Origin of the sequence: Embleya sp. AB8 (genome assembly GCF_049739465.1) — a bacterium.
Taxonomy (GTDB): Bacteria; Actinomycetota; Actinomycetes; order Streptomycetales; family Streptomycetaceae; genus Embleya.
Genome location: NZ_JBMHHY010000001.1, coordinates 383,086 through 398,453, shown reverse-complemented (window position 1 = coordinate 398,453; position 15,368 = coordinate 383,086). Strand labels below are relative to the sequence as shown.

Below are 15,368 nucleotides of genomic sequence, written 5' to 3'. Positions count from 1 at the left end.
GCGGGGCCCGCACGCCGGGCTCGGCCCGCTCACCCTCGGCCGCACGCGGGCGCGACTCCCGCGACGCGGCCGAATCCCCCGACCGCGCACGGCGCGGATCGGCCCCGGCCCGATCGGCCGACCCGGACCGGCCCGAGGGCCGAGCCCGCCGCTCCCCGGACGCGGCCGGGTCCACACCCCCGTCCCGCCGGCTCCGCCCGGCCGAACGCGGCTCGTCGGGATCACGCGGATCACGGGGTTCACGGCGTCCGTCGCTCAACGCGAGGTCCCTTCACCTGAATTCGACGTGGACGGTGGTGCGTGCGGTTGCCCGTTCGGTGCGGCCGAGCCCCGTCGCCCCACCCGCCCGGCCCAGTGGGCCGGGAAGCGGAGTGGGCGCACCGGATCGGGGCGCATCCGATCAACGGGCCGCGTCCGGCGGCGCCGAAGTCGGTGCGGCCGATGCCTCGCCGGCGGCCGGCGGCGGACCGGCCGGCGCGGCCGACGCAGGTGCCGCGGACGCGGCTGCCGCGGCGGCCGGCCCGCCCGCCGGGTCGCCCCCGGCCCGGGTCGGCGCCGCCGGCCCGCCACCCGCCGCCGGTGCTGCACCCGCGGGCGCCCCGCCCGCAGGCGGCGCGGCCGGAGCGTCGGGGACCAGCGGCGGCTTCGACGTCGCGGCCTTGGGGACGCCCAGCACCTTTCCCGTCGCCGGGTCGATGAAGACCGGACTGCCGCCGGGGACCAGGCCCATCTCCTGGGCCCGCCGGGCGAGTTCGCCCGGCGCCGCCTTGGCGTCGAGTTCGCGTTGCAGCGCCTCGCGGTCGTCGGTCAACCGGTCGTGCCGCTTCTGCAGCCGGCCCAGCTCGAACGAGCCCTGGTTGAGCGCGGTGTTCAGCAGCAGCAGCGACAACAACCCGCCGCCGAGCAGACCGACCACCAGCACCACGAACGACGCCCGGGTGGACCCCTTGGCCTGGTGCGCGGCCAGTCGGATCCGGGTCATCGTCTTCGCCGCGCCGCTCATCGCCGGCTCCCCCGTCCGCCGCCTCGAATCACAGGTCTTCCCGCACCCGTTCCGCCGCCCGCAGCCGCACCGAGGCCGCGCGCGGGTTGTCCGCGTTCTCCCGCTCGCTCGCCTTCTCCGACCCGCGCGTGAGCAACCGCAGTCGAGGCTGGAGGTCCTCCGGCACCACCGGCAGGTCCGGCGGCGCCTTGCTCTCCGCGCCCGCCGCGAGCACCCGCTTGGTCATCCGGTCCTCCAGCGAGTGGTAGGACATCACCACGATCCGCCCGTGCAGCGCCAGCGCCCGCACTGCGGCCGGCAAGGCCCGCTCCAGCACCGCGAGTTCCCCGTTGACCTCGATCCGCAACGCCTGGAACGTGCGCTTGGCCGGATTGCCGCCGGTGCGCCGCGTCGCCGCCGGGATCGCCGTGCGCACGATGTCCACCAGTCGGGCGCTGTTCGTGAACGGCTCCTTCTCCCGCTCGCGCACGATCGCGTCGGCCACCCGCCGGGCGAACCGCTCCTCGCCGAAGTCGCGCAGGATCCGGGCCAGATCGCCGGCCGTATAGGTGTTCAGGATGTCGGCCGCGGTGATCCCCACCGTCGGGTCCATCCGCATGTCCAACGGCGCGTCCTGCGCGTAGGCGAAGCCACGATCGGCCCGGTCCAGTTGCAGCGAGGACACCCCGAGGTCGAACAGGATGCCGTCGATCCGGTCGATCCCGAGCCGCGCCAACACCTCGGGCAGCTCGTCGTAGATCGCGTGCACGAGCGTCGCCCGCTCGCCGAAGCCGGCCAGTCGGGCCCCGGACCGGGCCAGCGCCTCGGGGTCGCGATCCAGGCCGATCAGCCGTACCTCGGGGAAGGCGGTCAACAGCGCCTCGCTGTGTCCGCCCATCCCGAGCGTCGCGTCCACCACGACCGCACCGGGCGCCCGCAGCGCGGGGGCGAGCAGTTCGACGCACCGTTCGAGCAGGACCGGAATGTGGGCGGGCGCCGTCACGGCCCCTCCACCATCGTCGCGTTCACTCCGGGCCCTTCGTCGTGCGGAAACCCGCAGTCTAGAGGCTGGGGTGCGAACGCCCGGGAGAACATGCCGCCAGGTCCCCGCCCGCTCGTCTGGGGAAGTGACCTCTGGCACCGGGGAAGGAGTGCCAGAAAGCTCGGAGCGGGTGGAGACCTCGCCGCAGGTGCGCCGCGGGCGAGATCGCGTTCGGAAGAGTTCGGGAAGGTCGGGAGCTTCGGGGAAGTAAAGCACCCGGAGGGCGTCGCCGCCTCGGTCAGTTCAGGCCGGGCAGCACCTCCTCGGACAACTCCGCGAAGGACTGCTCCTGCTCCGCGAGGTAGTCGTGCCAGGTCCGCGCCGCCCACAACTCGACCCGGGTGTTGGTACCGATGACGACACAGTCCCGACTGTCCCGGTCCAGGCCCGCGTAGTCGCGCAGCGGCTGCGGCACCAGTACGCGCCCCTGCTTGTCCGGCACCGCGTCGGAGGCGCCCGCGTAGAACACGCGCATGTAGTCGCGGGTGGCCTTGGCGGTCACCGGCGCCCGACCCAGTTGCTCGGCGATCCGGGTGAACTCCGCGATGGGCCACACATAGAGGCAGCGTTCCTGCCCCTTGGTGATCACAAGGCCCTCCGCCAGCTCGTCCCGAAATCGCGCCGGCAGGATCAGCCGGCCCTTGTCGTCCAATCGGGGCTCATAGGTGCCCAGGAACATCGAGCACCTCCGGCCGCCGAGGAGCCGTCCGGCTCCATTTCGCGCCACTCTACTCCACCGAACCCCACGGTCAACCCTTTTCGGGCGCGTCACTGTGTTCCCATCGGCAACAAAAGCCCAGGTCAGCAGGGGTACCCGGGAAGAACCACCCGATTGCGCGCCCCCCGCACGCCACTCCCCTACACCGGGCGCGGGTTTCCACCTCTCCACCCCTGGGCCCCCGGTACGAACCTCCCATTTCGGGATTAGCACCCAAAGCCCCGAAATGGTGACAAGTCGCCACCACATCGACAGTGTGACTCCCCCCACGAAGCGCAAGCCGCCCGCGATCGCTAACGTCCTGACCATGGTCGATCGTCTTGTCGCTGCCAACCGCCTCTACGCTCAGGGGTACCGCGACCCCGGCATGTCCGCGATGCCGGTCCGCCACACCGCGGTCGTCACCTGCATGGACGCCCGTCTCGACGTGCACGCGATGCTCGGTCTGGAGCTGGGCGACACGCATGTGATCCGCAACGCGGGCGGCGTGGTCACCGACGACGTGGTGCGCTCGCTGACCATCAGCCAGCGACACCTGGGCACCACACAGGTCGTGCTGATCCACCACACCCAGTGCGGCATGCTCACCGTCACCGAGGACTTCCGCCGCGAACTCGAGGCCGACACCGGGCTGCGTCCGCAGTGGGCGGTGGAGGCGTTCGTCGATCTCGACGGCGACGTGCGCCAGTCGATGAACCGGGTGCGCAGGTCGCCGTTCCTGCTGCACGGGAACACCGTGCGCGGATTCGTCTACGACGTCACCACCGGCCTGTTGCGCGAGGTTTTCCCCCTCCCCGACGTGCAACCGGAAGACGCCCCCGAGCAGTCCTAGGCTCCGTCGCTTCGATCGCCGCGCATCGAACTCCGGTTCGGCACGCCACCTTCGAGGAGACGAGACCCGTCTCGGCCGAGACTTCTCTGCCGACCGGATCGCCCCCACCACGCGTCGACTACTGTCCGGAGTCGCATCGCGCGTTGTCCGGGCCGTCCAACGGGGTGACGGCAGCGCACGCTACCGGGAGAATCGGCCTGTGGCCCTGACCCAGGGCGTGCACAACGCGGTTCCAGGGAGGGGCACGGGTGTCGACGTTCAACGATCAGGCCGGTCTGGGGGATCTGACGGTCACCACCGATCGGATCCGCGGGGCCATGGAGACCGTGATCGAGGGCAAGCCCGAGATCGTCCGCCTCGCCTTGACCGTGCTGCTGGCCGAGGGCCACCTGCTGGTCGAGGACGTTCCGGGAGTCGGCAAGACGATGCTGGCGAAGGCACTCGCCCGCTCGGTGGACTGCCGGATGCGTCGGGTGCAGTTCACCCCCGACCTGCTGCCGTCGGACATCACCGGGGTCAGCGTGTTCGACCAGGAGAAGCGCGAGTTCGAGTTCAAGCCCGGCGCGATCTTCGCCAACATCGTGGTCGGCGACGAGATCAACCGCGCCTCGCCCAAGACCCAGTCCGCGCTGCTCGAGTGCATGGCCGAGCGGCAGGTCACCGTCGACGGCACCACCTACGAGTTGCAGGCGCCGTTCATGGTGATCGCGACGCAGAACCCGGTGGAGATGGAGGGAACGTATCCCCTCCCCGAGGCGCAGCGGGACCGGTTCATGGCCCGGGTCTCGATGGGCTATCCCGCCGCGGACGCCGAGTTGCGGATGATCGGCGGGCACTCGGCCGGCTCCCCGCTGGCCGACCTGACCCCGGTAGCCGACGCCGAGGACCTGATCCGCCTCGCCGACACGGTCCGCAGGGTGCATGTGTCCCCGGCCGTCGCGCGCTACGCGGTCGACCTGGTCAACGCCACCCGCCGCTCGCCCGAACTGCGCCTGGGCGCCTCCCCGCGCGCCACGCTGCACCTGGTCCGCGCCTCGCGTGCGGCGGCGGCCCTGGACAACCGCGACTACGTACTGCCCGACGACCTGCAGACGCTCGCCGTCGCGGTGCTCGCCCACCGGCTGCTGCCCACCGCCGACGCGCAGATGGCCCGACGTACCCCCGAGCAGATCGTGCTCGACATCGTCCGCCAGGTCCCGGTCCCCGGCGCCCCGGGCACCCCCACCGGTCAGGTCCCGCCGCCCGGCCGGGTCGGCGCACCGCTGACCGTGCCGCCCGCCCCGCCCGCGCACCTGCCCCACCCGGGCGGTGCCCCGCACCACAACGGCGGCCGGCCCTATCCGAACCAGGCCCCCACCGCGCACCAGGGCTACGCGCCGGTGCCGTCCGACGGCCGCTTCGGCGGCACGGGCACCGGGGCGGCGCGCTGACGTGCGTACCGCACTGTCCGGCCTGACCACGCGGGGACGGTCGTTCCTCGCGGCGGGGATCGCGGCGAGCATCTGCGCGGTGGTCCTGGGCCAACGCGACCTGCTGCGGGTGGGCTTCCTGCTCACCGCGCTGCCGCTGGTGTCGGTGCTGATCGTGGCCCGCACCCGGCACCTGGTCACCAGCGCCCGGGCGCTGGAGCCGCCCCGGGTCGCGGCCGGCCACGAATCCCAGGTGCGGCTGCGCGTGGACAACGTCTCGCGCATCCCCACCGGCCTGCTGATGCTCGAGGACCACGTGCCCTACGTACTCGGCTCGCGACCACGATTCGTGCTGGACCGGATCGAACCGCACGGCAATCGGCATGTGTCCTACCGGGTCCGCTCGGATCTGCGCGGACGTTTCCCGGTCGGGCCGCTGCGGCTGCGGATGGCCGACCCGTTCGGGATGTGCGAGCTGACCCGTTCCTTCGCCGCGCGCGACACGCTCGTGGTCACCCCGGCCGTGCACCCGCTGCCCGCGGTGGACCTGGGCGGCGAGTGGACCGGCTACGGCGACAGCCACGCCCGCAACGTGTCCGCCTCCGGCGAGGAGGACGTGGTCCCGCGCGAGTACCGGCACGGCGACGACGTGCGCCGGGTGCACTGGCGCTCCACCGCCCGCCGCGGCGAGTTGATGGTGCGCCGCGAGGAACAGAACTGGCAGAACCGGGCCACCGTACTGATCGACACCCGCATCGGCGCGCACGTCGGCGACGGCCCGGCCTCGTCCTTCGAATGGGTCGTCTCGGCCGCCGCGTCGATCGGCGCGCACCTGTGCCGGCGCGGCTACACCACCCGCCTCCTCGACGCCGAGGGCGACGCGCTGGCCGGGGACCTGGAGGGGATCCGGGCCGCGCCCGGCGACCTGGAGGGTTTTCTGCTCGACGCGCTGGCCGTGGTGGAGACCGTGCCGGTGGCCGCGCTCGACCGGGCCGAACCCGCGCTGCGCGACCCGAACGGCGGCGGGTTGACCGTGGCCGTGCTCGGCGCGCTGACCGAGGACGACGTGAAACGCCTGGGCCGGGCCCGACACCGCTCCGGCCGCGGCGTCGCGGTCGTCCTGGACGTGAGCACGTGGGGCCGGATCCCCGGAGCCCTCCCGCACGACACCGCGGTGGGCCTGCTGCGCCAGGCCGGCTGGCGGGTGCTCTCCGCCCGGGCCGGCTCGCGCCTGGCCGACCTGTGGCGCTCGGCCGGCCGGATCGGCGATCCCGCCGCCGGCGGCTCGATGTCCTTCGCCGGCACCTCGACCACGATCGCCCCGGCGGCCCCCGGATCGAACACCGGCACCTCGACCCCGCCGCCGCGCCCTCGGGCCGCGCCCACGGTCGGCGGCGGCACCGATGAAGGGGGAAGGGCATGACCGGTCGGCTGCGCCTGGCCCTGGTCGCGGGTCTCGCGACCGCACTGACCTCGTCCTCACTGCTCCCGCTGGTCGACGCGGGCAGTTGGATCGCCCAGGGCCTGGGCGCGATCCTGCTGGTCGCCCTGGTCGGCGAGGGCGCCCGGCGGATCCGGGTGCCGCGCCCGATCGTGGGCCTGACCCAACTCGCCGCGCTGATCCCCTACCTGCTCCTGGTCTGCGTCCCCGACGCCAGCGGCCCGATCCCCACCCCGAGCAGCATCAACGCGTTCGTGGACCTGCTGCGGGTCGGCGGGCGGGACATCCGCGAGTTCAGCACCCCGGCCCCGGCCTCGGCCGGGATCGTCGCGATCCTGCTGCTCGTGATGGGCGGCGTCGCGGTACTGGTGGACCTGATCGCGGTCACCTACGCCCAGGCCGCACCGGCCGGACTGCCGCTGCTCGCGCTCTACAGCGTCCCCGCCGCGCTGTCCCAGTCCGGCCTGGGCTGGGCGGTCTTCCTGATCGCGGCACTCGCCTACGTACTGCTGCTGCTCGCCGAGGGCCGCGAACGGCTGCTGCGCTGGGGCCGACCGCTGGCCCCGCCGGCGCCGCCCGGCTATCCGCCGGTGCGCCAATACCGCCCACCCGCGCGCGGCGGCGGCCGGATCGGACTGACCGCGCTCGCGGTGGCCGTCGCCGTCCCGGCGCTGATCCCGCTGAGCGCCAACCGGCTCCTGGACAAGAACGACAGCGGACCACAGTCGCATCGGCTGACCACGATCAACCCGGTGGTCAAGCTCTCCGACGAACTGAACCGGGCGGACAACCGCGAGCTGATGCGCTACCGCACCAACGCGCTGATGCCCGGCTCGGTGTATCTGCGGATCTCCTCCCTCGACCGCTTCGACGGTCACACCTGGCAGCCCTCCGAACGCCCGCTGACCGACGTGCCCAAGGACTTCCCCAAGCCGCCGGGCCTGGACCCGGCGGTCAAGACCACCGAGGTGGTCACCCGGGTCGAGGCCAACGACGGCTTCGACCAGGGTTCGGTGCCGATGCCCTTCCCCGCGGCGCAGGTCCAGGTGAAGGGCAACTGGCGCTACGAGCCGGAGGGTCGGCTGCTGCTCGGCGACAACAAGCAGACCGTGCGCGGCCTCGGCTGGACGGTGACCAGCCTCGACGTCCAGCCGACCCCCGCCCAGCTCAAGGCCGCCGGTCCGCCACCGCCCGCACTGTCCCCGTATGTGTCGGTGGCGGGGCTCCAGCCGGACGCGGTCAACCGGATCCGCCAACAAGCGCTGCGAATCGGCGGCAACGGCACGGCCTACGACCGGGCCCGCAACCTGGAGGAGTGGTTCGCCCGGTCCAACCAGTTCCGCTACGACACCAAGGTCCCGCAGGGCAACGGCGCCTCCGCCCTGGAGAACTTCCTGGAGCAGAAGGTCGGTTACTGCGAGCAGTTCTCCTCCGCGATGGCGGTGATGGCCCGCACGCTGGGCATCCCCGCCCGGGTCGCGGTCGGCTTCATCCCCGGCACTTTGCAGACCGACCTCACCTACAAGGTCAGCAGCCACGACGCGCACGCGTGGCCCGAGCTCTACTTCGCGGGCGCGGGCTGGATCCGGTTCGAGCCGACCCCCTCGCGCGGCACCTCGCCCGCCTACGCCCAGCAGGACGTGGCGCCGGTGCAGCCCTCCGCCTCCGCCGGCAGCGCGGGCGAGGCGCCCACCAAGCAACCACAGACCTCGTCGAGCGCCGTGCCGTCGGCCTCCACGAGCACCGCGCCGACCACCGCCGGCGGCTCCGCGAGCGGCCCGAAGCTCTCCGGCCGGGTGTTGCTGATCGGCGCCGCGATCGTGGTGGTGGTGCTGCTCGTGGTGGCGCCGATGCTGGTCCGGGTGCGGATCCGGCGCCGCCGACTGGTGGCGCTGACCCGGGACACGGCCGCGGACGTCGATCCGCAGGACCGCGCCGGTCCGGTGCTCGGCGGCTGGGCCGAGGTCCTGGACACCGCCCGCGACCTGGGCCATCCGGCGCCCGACGCGGAGACCCCGCGCCAGGCGGCCGAGCGCCTGCTCGCCGTACTGGCCGAGCAAACCGCGCCGGACGGCGAGCCGGTCGAGGTCGGCGACGCGGTACGGGCGGCCCGCGAGGCACTGCCCCGCCTCGCGCTGGCCACCGAACGGCTCCTCTACGCGGCGACCCCGCCGGTGCGCGAGGTGGGCCTGGGCGCGGACGTGCGGGCGGTCCGCAAGGGCCTGCTCGCCCAGGCCGGTCGGGGTCGCCGGCTGCGCGCGCGGTTGTTGCCGCCGTCGTTGCGCCGCCGCGGCCGGCCCACGCCGGCGGAGCGCTGGTACGCGCTCACCCAACGGATCCGGCTGCCGCGCCGACGCCCGGTGCGCCCGGAGGCGAAGCCGATCGACCTCGACTGAGCGGCGGCGGTCCGCCGGGGCGGGCGAGCGGGCCCGACCTACAAAAACGCCGGTGGCGGTGACTCCCGAACTCCTCGGAAGTCACCGCCACCGGCGTTGGTACGTCGATCCGCCGCCCGCATCCAGCCGGTGTCGGCCGGGTCGCCCCGACCGCCTCGGCCGTCCCGACGCGGTGCGTCGCGCCGGACGGTCAGCCGTTCTCTTCGCGCCGCCGGCGCCAACGGTCCTCGATGCGGTTCATCACCTTGGCCTTGCGCCGGCGAGGGGTACGGGTGCGCCCGGGAGCGCCGCCGCCTTCGCCCGCATTGGCCGTCGCCGATCCCCGGCGCCAACCGGAGACCGCGAGGAGCGCCCCGCCGAGCATCGCCAGAAAGCCGATCACGCTGACCCAGATCTGTTGGACCATCATGCCGGTCATCAACAGGACGACGCCGAGCAGGAATCCGAGGATCGCCTGAACGGTGCGTCGCCGGGTATGCCGGCGCATGCCGGCTGCTTCGAGCGCTGTCGCGAATTTGGGATCTTCGGCGTAGAGCGCTCGCTCCATCTGCTCAAGCATGCGCTGCTCGTGCTCTGAGAGCGGCACGGCGTCCTCCTTCGTCGGCCGCGACGCGACCTTGCGGCCCTTTCAGGATAGGCAGGTAATCGCTGTCGTGAAAGCCACCGTCGGCACGGGCTCGCCGCCCGAATCCCGATGATGGGTCACCACGTCGGTTCCCGCCCCTTTCGACACTCCTGCCCTGTCCGGCGCACGCTCATGTCCCCCGGTCAGGGCTTCGATGATATGCGGCCGGGGGGAGTTCGTGCGGAGGCACCGGGCCGGGTGGGTCACACTCGTCGGCGGGCGGGTCCGAGGTCAGGGTCCGGAGCGGGGTCGGGACCTGGATCGGTGGCCGAGCAGGGTGGCCGCGGTGAGCGCCGAATCGCCGAATCGACCGCGCACCGCGTCGGCCGCGCGCTCCACGTCGCGCCGGCCCAGAACCCGTTCGCCCAGCGCCAGTTGGCGCGGCCGGGCGCCGCCCACCAGGCCCTCCACCCGGATGCCCACCAGGCGCAGCCGGGCCCGTTCCAGGCCCAGCGCGCCGTGCAGCAGGCAGGCCACGCCGTAGATCTCGTGGCCCACGTCGGTGGGCTCGGGCAGGGTCCGGGCCCGGGTCAGCGTGGTGAAGTCGGCGAATCGGATCTTGATCGTGACGGTCCGCCCGGCCGCCTTCGCCCGGCGCAGCCGGGTCGCGGTGCGGTGCGCGAGGTCGAGCAGGGTGCGCCTAATCACCACCGGGTCGTCCACGTCCGTGGGGAAAGTCTCCTCGGCGCCGATGCTGCGTTCGGGTTCCCACGGGATCACCGGCCGCTCGTCCCGCCCCCAGGCGAGTTCGTACAACCCGCGACCCGCCGCCGGGCCGAGCGCGCGGCTCAAGGTCTCGACCGAAGTGTGGGCGACATCACCGATGGTGGTCAGGCCCAGGTCGGTCAGCAGCGTGCCGGTCCGCTCGCCGACGCCCCACAGCCGGTCCACCGGGAGCGGGTGCAGGAAGTCCACCACCTCTTCGGGGCGGACCACCCGCAGGCCGTCCGGCTTGGCCAGGGCGCCGGCCAGTTTGGCGGTGAACTTGTTGTCGGCGATGCCCACCGAGCAGGTGATGCCCTGTTCGTCGCGGACCCGGGCGCGGATGAGTTCGCCGACCTCGACCGGCGGGCCCAGTCGGCGGGTGACGCCCGCGAGGTCCAGGAACGCCTCGTCCAGGGACAGCGGTTCCACGCGCGGGGTGATCGAGCGCAGCACCGCCATCACCCCGCCGGAGACACGCCCGTAGTCGTCGTGGTCCGGCGCCAGGAACAGTGCGTGCGGGGCGAGCCGGCGGGCCCGGGAGGTGGCCTGGCCGGCGTGTACGCCCAGGGCGCGCACGTCGTAGGTGGCGGAGAGCACCACCCCGCGCGGGCCGTGGCCGGCCACCACGAGGGGGGTGTCGCGCAGCGCCGGGTTGCGGCGGATCTCCACGGACGCGTAGAAGGCGTCCATGTCGACGTGCATGATCGCGCGCGGCGCGGCCGGTGCGGTGCTCGTCGGTGTGCTGCTCATCGGACACCGCCCGTCCGGGCCGCGTGGGCGCCGCCGGGGCCGCGCCGCGCTCCGCCGCCCTTCGGGCTCTTCGCCGCGCTCGCCGCACCGGGGAAACAGCCGGGTGGCACCAGGCCGCTTCCCCGGCCCGCCGAGGCACGGCGGCAAACGACGCGGCCCGATCCGACGGGGGCCGGCAAAAACGCCCTAGCGCGCCGCCGGCTTGCTCGCGAGCAGGTGCAACTGGGTGGCCAGGGCGCGGTATTCGGGCTGTTCGGCGGCGGCGCGCTCCAGGTCCAGGAGGGCGTCGAAGGAGGCCGGGTCGTCGACCAGGACACCCGGGACCAGGTCGGCGAAGACCCGGATGGCGTGCACGGGGCCCGCCTCGAGGCCGGCCTTGGCGACCAGCGCGGTGAGGTCGGCGACGGTGAACCGGCGCGGCAGCGGGTCGGCCGGGCCGTAGCGCCCCTCGGGGTCGGCGAGCAGGTCGCGGGCCTGGTCGAAGTGGCCGGCCAGGGCGCGCGCGAGCACCGCGCCGGTGCGGTTGGCCGCGAGCAGGCTGAGCGTGCCGCCGGCGCGCAGCGCGCGGACGATGTGCGCGAGGTCGGCCGTCGGGTCGTCCACCACCTCGAGCACGCCGTGGCACAACACCACGTCGGCGGCGTCCGGCTCGACCACGTCGAACAGGCCGTGCGTGTCGCCCTGGTAGGCGCGGACCAGGTCGGTGACGCCGGCCTCGGCGGCCCGGCGTTCGAACGCGGCGAGCGCGTCCGGGCTGGGGTCGACCACGGTGACCCGGTGGCCGAGTCGGGCGATGGGCACGGCGAGGTTGCCGGTGCCGCCGCCGGTGTCGAGCACGTCGAGCACGTCCCGCCCGACCGCCTCGGCCCGTCGGTCCAACGCCTCGCGCAGCACCTGCCACACGACGGCGGTACGCATCGAGCTGCGCCTGCGCGTCTGGTCGGACACGAACACCCTCCTCCGGAACCGGTCGGGTCCCACCTTAGGGCGTTGGGGAGAGTCATCCCGCGCTCCCGGGACTGGCGTGCCACAACTTGCGCGGGGGCTGCTTGGTGGGGTCGCCGGCCGGGCGCAGGTCGGCGTACGGGGAGACCTTGAAGCCGCTCGCGTGCACCAGGACCCGGCGGGCGGCGGGCGCGGGGGTGCCGGGCCGCGACCCGGCCATCAGCGCGTGCACCGCCTCGACCCCGCCGGTGCGCCACGCGTCGTGCAGCGCGCCCAGCTCCCAGCAGCCGGTGGCCCGTACCGACACGCCGCGCGGTCCGGTGCGGCGCAGCACCCCGCGCACCACGAGCAGCCAGGAGTGGAACAGGGTGGCCGCGTACGGGTCCTGGGCGTCCTCGAAGAAGGTGGTGTCCACCGGTCCGGTGGCGTCGTCCAGGGTCAGGAAGATCACCCGGCGGCCGGTCCGGATCGGCGGGGTCTGGGTGGCCACCTTGACGCCGGCCACCAGGAGTTCGGCCCGGTTGCGCCGATTCAGCAGGTCGCGGGCGCGGGTGATGCCCAGGTCGGCCAGGAACGGCGCGTAGAAGTCGAGCACGTGGTGCCCGGCGTCCAGGCCCAGGATGTCCAGCTCGGCGCGGATGCGTTCGGCGTCGGTGAACTCGGGCAACCCGGTGGGCGGCGGGGTGTCCGGGGCCAGGCCCAGGTCGAGTTCGGCGGCGCCGCGCTGCCTGCGGCCGGCGCGGCCGAGCCGGTCCAGGTCGGCGAGGTGGAGCAGCAGGTCGCGGCGCGTGGTCGGGGTCGGGTGCACGGCGTCGAACGCGCCGACGGTGATCAGCCGTTCGGTGGTCGGGCGGGACGCGCCGGCGCGGGCCCGGAAGTCGACCAGGGAGGCGTAGGGGCGGTGGGCGAGCACGTGGGCGAGTTCGTCGGCGCCGATGCCCTTGATCTCGGCCAGCGGGATCCGGATGCCGGGGGTGCCGTCGGCGGCGGGTTCGACCCGGTAGACGTCGTCCGAACGATTGACGTCGACGCCCAGGATCGGCACGCCGAACTGGCGCGCGTCGTCCAGGATCAGTCGTTTGGGGTACATCCCGGGGTCGTGGGTGAGCACCCCGGCCAAAAACGCGGCGGTGTGGTGCGTCTTGAGCCACGCGGACTGGTAGGTGGGCAGCGCGAAGGCGGCGGCGTGCGCCTTGCAGAAGCCGAACGAGGCGAAGGCCTCCAGCACATCCCAGATCTTGTCGATCACCGCCGGCCGGTAGCCGCGTCGCGCGGCCCGCTCGTAGAGCCAGTCCCGGACCGCGGGTTTGCGTTCGTGGTTGCCCAGCGCACGGCGGGCCACGTCGGCCCGGGCCAAGTCGCAGCCGGTGACGATGTGGATGATCCGGATCACCTGTTCGTGGAAGACCACCACACCGCAGGTCTCGGCGAGGGTTTTCCGGAGGCTCTCGTGGATGTAGTAGGGCTCGGTCCGGCCCTGCCGGGCGGCCAGGAACGGGGTGACCATGTCGCTCTTGACCGGGCCGGGCCGAAACAGCGAGATGTCCACGATGATGTCCTCGAACGTCTCCGGGGCGAACTTGCCGATCAGCTCGCGCTGGCCGGGCGATTCGATCTGGAAGCAGCCCAGGGTGCGCTTGGACCGGATCAGCTCGAAGGTCGCGGGATCGTCGTGCGGGACCGCGTCCAGGTCGGGGGCGGCGCCGTCGACACGTGCGATCTCGGCCACCGCGTGGGCCATCGCGGACTGCATCCGCACGCCGAGCACGTCCAGCTTGAGCAGGCCGAGGTGTTCCACGTCCTCCTTGTCGAACTGGCTCATCGGGAAGCCCTGCGCGGAGATCTCCACGGGGGTGCGATCCAGCAGGGTGGGGTTGGAGAGCAGTACGCCGCACGGGTGCAGGGCCAGGTGTCGGGGCAGGCCGTCGAGCCGGGCGGCGAGCGCGAACAGGCCGTCGAAGCCGCCGTCCTGGGCGAGCCGGTTGGCGCGCAGTTCGGGCAGGTCGCGCCGGGCCGAGCCGAGGTCGCGGGCGCGGATGTGCGGGAACGCCTTGGCCAGTTCGTCGATCTCGGCGGCGGCCAGGCCGAGCGCCGCGCCGACGTCGCGGATCGCGTGCCGGGCCCGATAGGTCTCGGCCATCGACACACACGCGCAGCGCTCGGGGCCGAAGACCTCCATGATCCGCCGGTAGACGTCGGTGCGGCGGGCCGATTCCACGTCGACGTCGATGTCGGGCAGCGCGGTGCGCCGGTCCGAGACGAAGCGTTCCATCAGCAGGCCGTGCCGCAGCGGGTCGACGCCGGAGATCCCGAGCAGATGGTTGACCAGGCTGCCCGCGCCGGAGCCGCGGGCCGCGCAACGCACGCCCAGTTCCCGGATCAGATCGACCACGCCGGCCACGGTCAGGAAGTAGGACGGCAGCCCGAGTCGGCCGATCAGCGCGAGTTCGTCGTCCAGCCGGCCCAGTGCCTCGGTCGTGGGGGCGATGCCGCGCCGGCCCAGACCCGCCTCGCAGCGGGCGCGCAGTTCGGCGCCGGCCCGGCTCGCGGGCACCCCGAGCACCTCCGGCTCGGGGTAGAACACGCCGCCGATGCCCAGGTCCCGGGCCGGGTCCAGGACCAGTTCGTCGGCCAGCGCCCGGGTGTCGCGCAGCAGCGCGGCGGCGGTGCCCCGGCCGGCCAGGAGGGTGATCTCGGCGGCGACGGCGACCATGTCGAGGGTGGGCTTGAGGTAGGCCTCGGAGCCGGTCCGGGTCAGGTGGTGTCGGCCGAGCGGGACCAGGCGCCGGGCCGAGTCGAGCACGTCGGCGACCACCGCGTCCTCGCGGTCGGCGTAGCGCACCGCGTTGGTGAGTACGACGGGCACGTGGTGGGTGTCGGCGAGGATCAGCGTCCGGGCCGCGTGGGCGGCGGACGCGGCCCGCCCCGGCGGCGCCAGATGGCTCACCGCCTCCAGGTGGAGGGTGTCGGCGGGCAGTGCGGCCCGGGCCCGGCGCAGCAGCCGCTCGGCCCGGGTCGGCCGGTCGGCGGCGAGCGCCCGGCCGAGCTCCGAGTCGGGGCCGGCCAGCACGACCAGCGCACCGCCGGTGGCGGCGAGCGCGTCCCACGTGGTCACCGGGTTGGCCCGGTCGCGCCGGTGCGCGTCGCTGATCAGCCGGCACAGCGCGGCCCAGCCCGGCTTGCCCCGGGCCAGCACGGTGATCCGGGGATGCCCGGGGTCGGTGAACGCGCCGCCGCGCGCGGGGGTGCGCCGGGTCCGGTCCGGCGCGGGGTCGGCCGGTTCGACGGGCAACACCGCGAGTTCGGCGCCCAGGATCGGCCGGATGCCCGCCGCCAGGCAGCCGCGGGCGAATGCGACGGCGCCGTAGACCCCGTCCCGGTCGGTCAGCGCGAGGGTGTCCAGGCCGTGTTCGACCGCCCGCTCGATCAGCGTGCCCACGTGCGAGGCGCCGTAGCGCATCGAGTGCCCCGACGCGACGTGCAGGTGGGCGAAGGGGCGGTTCGAGCGGCTCGGTCGGTTCAT

At 73.7% G+C, this 15,368-nt stretch carries 11 protein-coding genes; 4 read left to right on the top strand and 7 right to left on the bottom strand.

Going from position 1 to position 15,368, the window contains the following annotated elements; translation table 11 throughout:
- Positions 1-400: 400 nt before the first annotated feature.
- From ABIA38_RS01670 to mraZ, 3 genes are all read right to left on the bottom strand, one after another.
- The gene (locus ABIA38_RS01670) at positions 401-1,003 is read right to left on the bottom strand and encodes a hypothetical protein (RefSeq protein ID WP_424636527.1); all 603 of its coding nucleotides are present in this window, start codon (positions 1,001-1,003) and stop codon (positions 401-403) included.
- Between the two features lie 28 nt (positions 1,004-1,031).
- Positions 1,032-1,985: a 16S rRNA (cytosine(1402)-N(4))-methyltransferase RsmH gene (gene rsmH / locus ABIA38_RS01665; RefSeq protein WP_424636526.1), complete on the bottom strand. Its 954-nt coding sequence runs from the start codon at positions 1,983-1,985 to the stop codon at positions 1,032-1,034.
- A 277-nt stretch (positions 1,986-2,262) separates the two neighbouring features.
- Positions 2,263-2,703 (bottom strand): division/cell wall cluster transcriptional repressor MraZ, encoded by a 441-nt coding sequence (mraZ, locus tag ABIA38_RS01660; protein ID WP_424636525.1) that lies wholly within the window; start codon positions 2,701-2,703, stop codon positions 2,263-2,265.
- Positions 2,704-3,049: 346 nt separating this feature from the next.
- Here mraZ and ABIA38_RS01655 point away from each other — a divergent pair, with 346 nt between their 5' ends.
- The 4 genes from ABIA38_RS01655 to ABIA38_RS01640 all read left to right on the top strand — a co-directional run bounded on the left by ABIA38_RS01655 (position 3,050) and on the right by ABIA38_RS01640 (position 8,820).
- Positions 3,050-3,574 (top strand): beta-class carbonic anhydrase, encoded by a 525-nt coding sequence (locus ABIA38_RS01655; RefSeq protein ID WP_424636524.1) that lies wholly within the window; start codon positions 3,050-3,052, stop codon positions 3,572-3,574.
- A gap of 248 nt (positions 3,575-3,822) precedes the next feature.
- On the top strand, positions 3,823-5,004 hold the full coding sequence (locus tag ABIA38_RS01650; RefSeq protein ID WP_424636523.1) for an AAA family ATPase: 1,182 nt from the start codon (positions 3,823-3,825) through the stop codon (positions 5,002-5,004).
- 1 nt (position 5,005) lies between these two features.
- Positions 5,006-6,406: a DUF58 domain-containing protein gene (locus ABIA38_RS01645; protein WP_424636522.1), complete on the top strand. Its 1,401-nt coding sequence runs from the start codon at positions 5,006-5,008 to the stop codon at positions 6,404-6,406.
- On the top strand, positions 6,403-8,820 hold the full coding sequence (locus tag ABIA38_RS01640) for a transglutaminaseTgpA domain-containing protein (RefSeq protein WP_424636521.1): 2,418 nt from the start codon (positions 6,403-6,405) through the stop codon (positions 8,818-8,820). Before ABIA38_RS01645 ends, ABIA38_RS01640 begins: the two co-directional genes overlap by 4 nt.
- Before the next feature lie 190 nt (positions 8,821-9,010).
- Here ABIA38_RS01640 and ABIA38_RS01635 read toward each other — a convergent pair whose 3' ends face one another.
- The 4 genes from ABIA38_RS01635 to ABIA38_RS01620 all read right to left on the bottom strand — a co-directional run bounded on the left by ABIA38_RS01635 (position 9,011) and on the right by ABIA38_RS01620 (position 15,368).
- Complete coding sequence (locus tag ABIA38_RS01635) at positions 9,011-9,406, bottom strand: DUF3040 domain-containing protein (RefSeq protein WP_424636520.1); 396 nt, start codon at positions 9,404-9,406, stop codon at positions 9,011-9,013.
- A 270-nt stretch (positions 9,407-9,676) separates the two neighbouring features.
- On the bottom strand, positions 9,677-10,900 hold the full coding sequence (gene dinB, locus ABIA38_RS01630; RefSeq protein ID WP_424636519.1) for a DNA polymerase IV: 1,224 nt from the start codon (positions 10,898-10,900) through the stop codon (positions 9,677-9,679).
- 186 nt (positions 10,901-11,086) lie between these two features.
- Positions 11,087-11,848: a methyltransferase gene (locus ABIA38_RS01625; RefSeq protein ID WP_424636518.1), complete on the bottom strand. Its 762-nt coding sequence runs from the start codon at positions 11,846-11,848 to the stop codon at positions 11,087-11,089.
- A gap of 52 nt (positions 11,849-11,900) precedes the next feature.
- The gene (locus ABIA38_RS01620) at positions 11,901-15,368 is read right to left on the bottom strand and encodes a DNA polymerase III subunit alpha (protein ID WP_424636517.1); all 3,468 of its coding nucleotides are present in this window, start codon (positions 15,366-15,368) and stop codon (positions 11,901-11,903) included.

Coding starts and splice junctions, on each gene's coding strand:
- mraZ (WP_424636525.1), bottom strand. CDS start 2,703: ATGTTCCTGGGCACCTATGAGCCCCGATTGGACGACAAGGGCCGGCTG.
- ABIA38_RS01670 (WP_424636527.1), bottom strand. CDS start 1,003: ATGAGCGGCGCGGCGAAGACGATGACCCGGATCCGACTGGCCGCGCAC.
- ABIA38_RS01620 (WP_424636517.1), bottom strand. CDS start 15,368: ATGAACCGACCGAGCCGCTCGAACCGCCCCTTCGCCCACCTGCACGTC.
- ABIA38_RS01640 (WP_424636521.1), top strand. CDS start 6,403: ATGACCGGTCGGCTGCGCCTGGCCCTGGTCGCGGGTCTCGCGACCGCA.
- dinB (WP_424636519.1), bottom strand. CDS start 10,900: ATGAGCAGCACACCGACGAGCACCGCACCGGCCGCGCCGCGCGCGATC.
- ABIA38_RS01655 (WP_424636524.1), top strand. CDS start 3,050: ATGGTCGATCGTCTTGTCGCTGCCAACCGCCTCTACGCTCAGGGGTAC.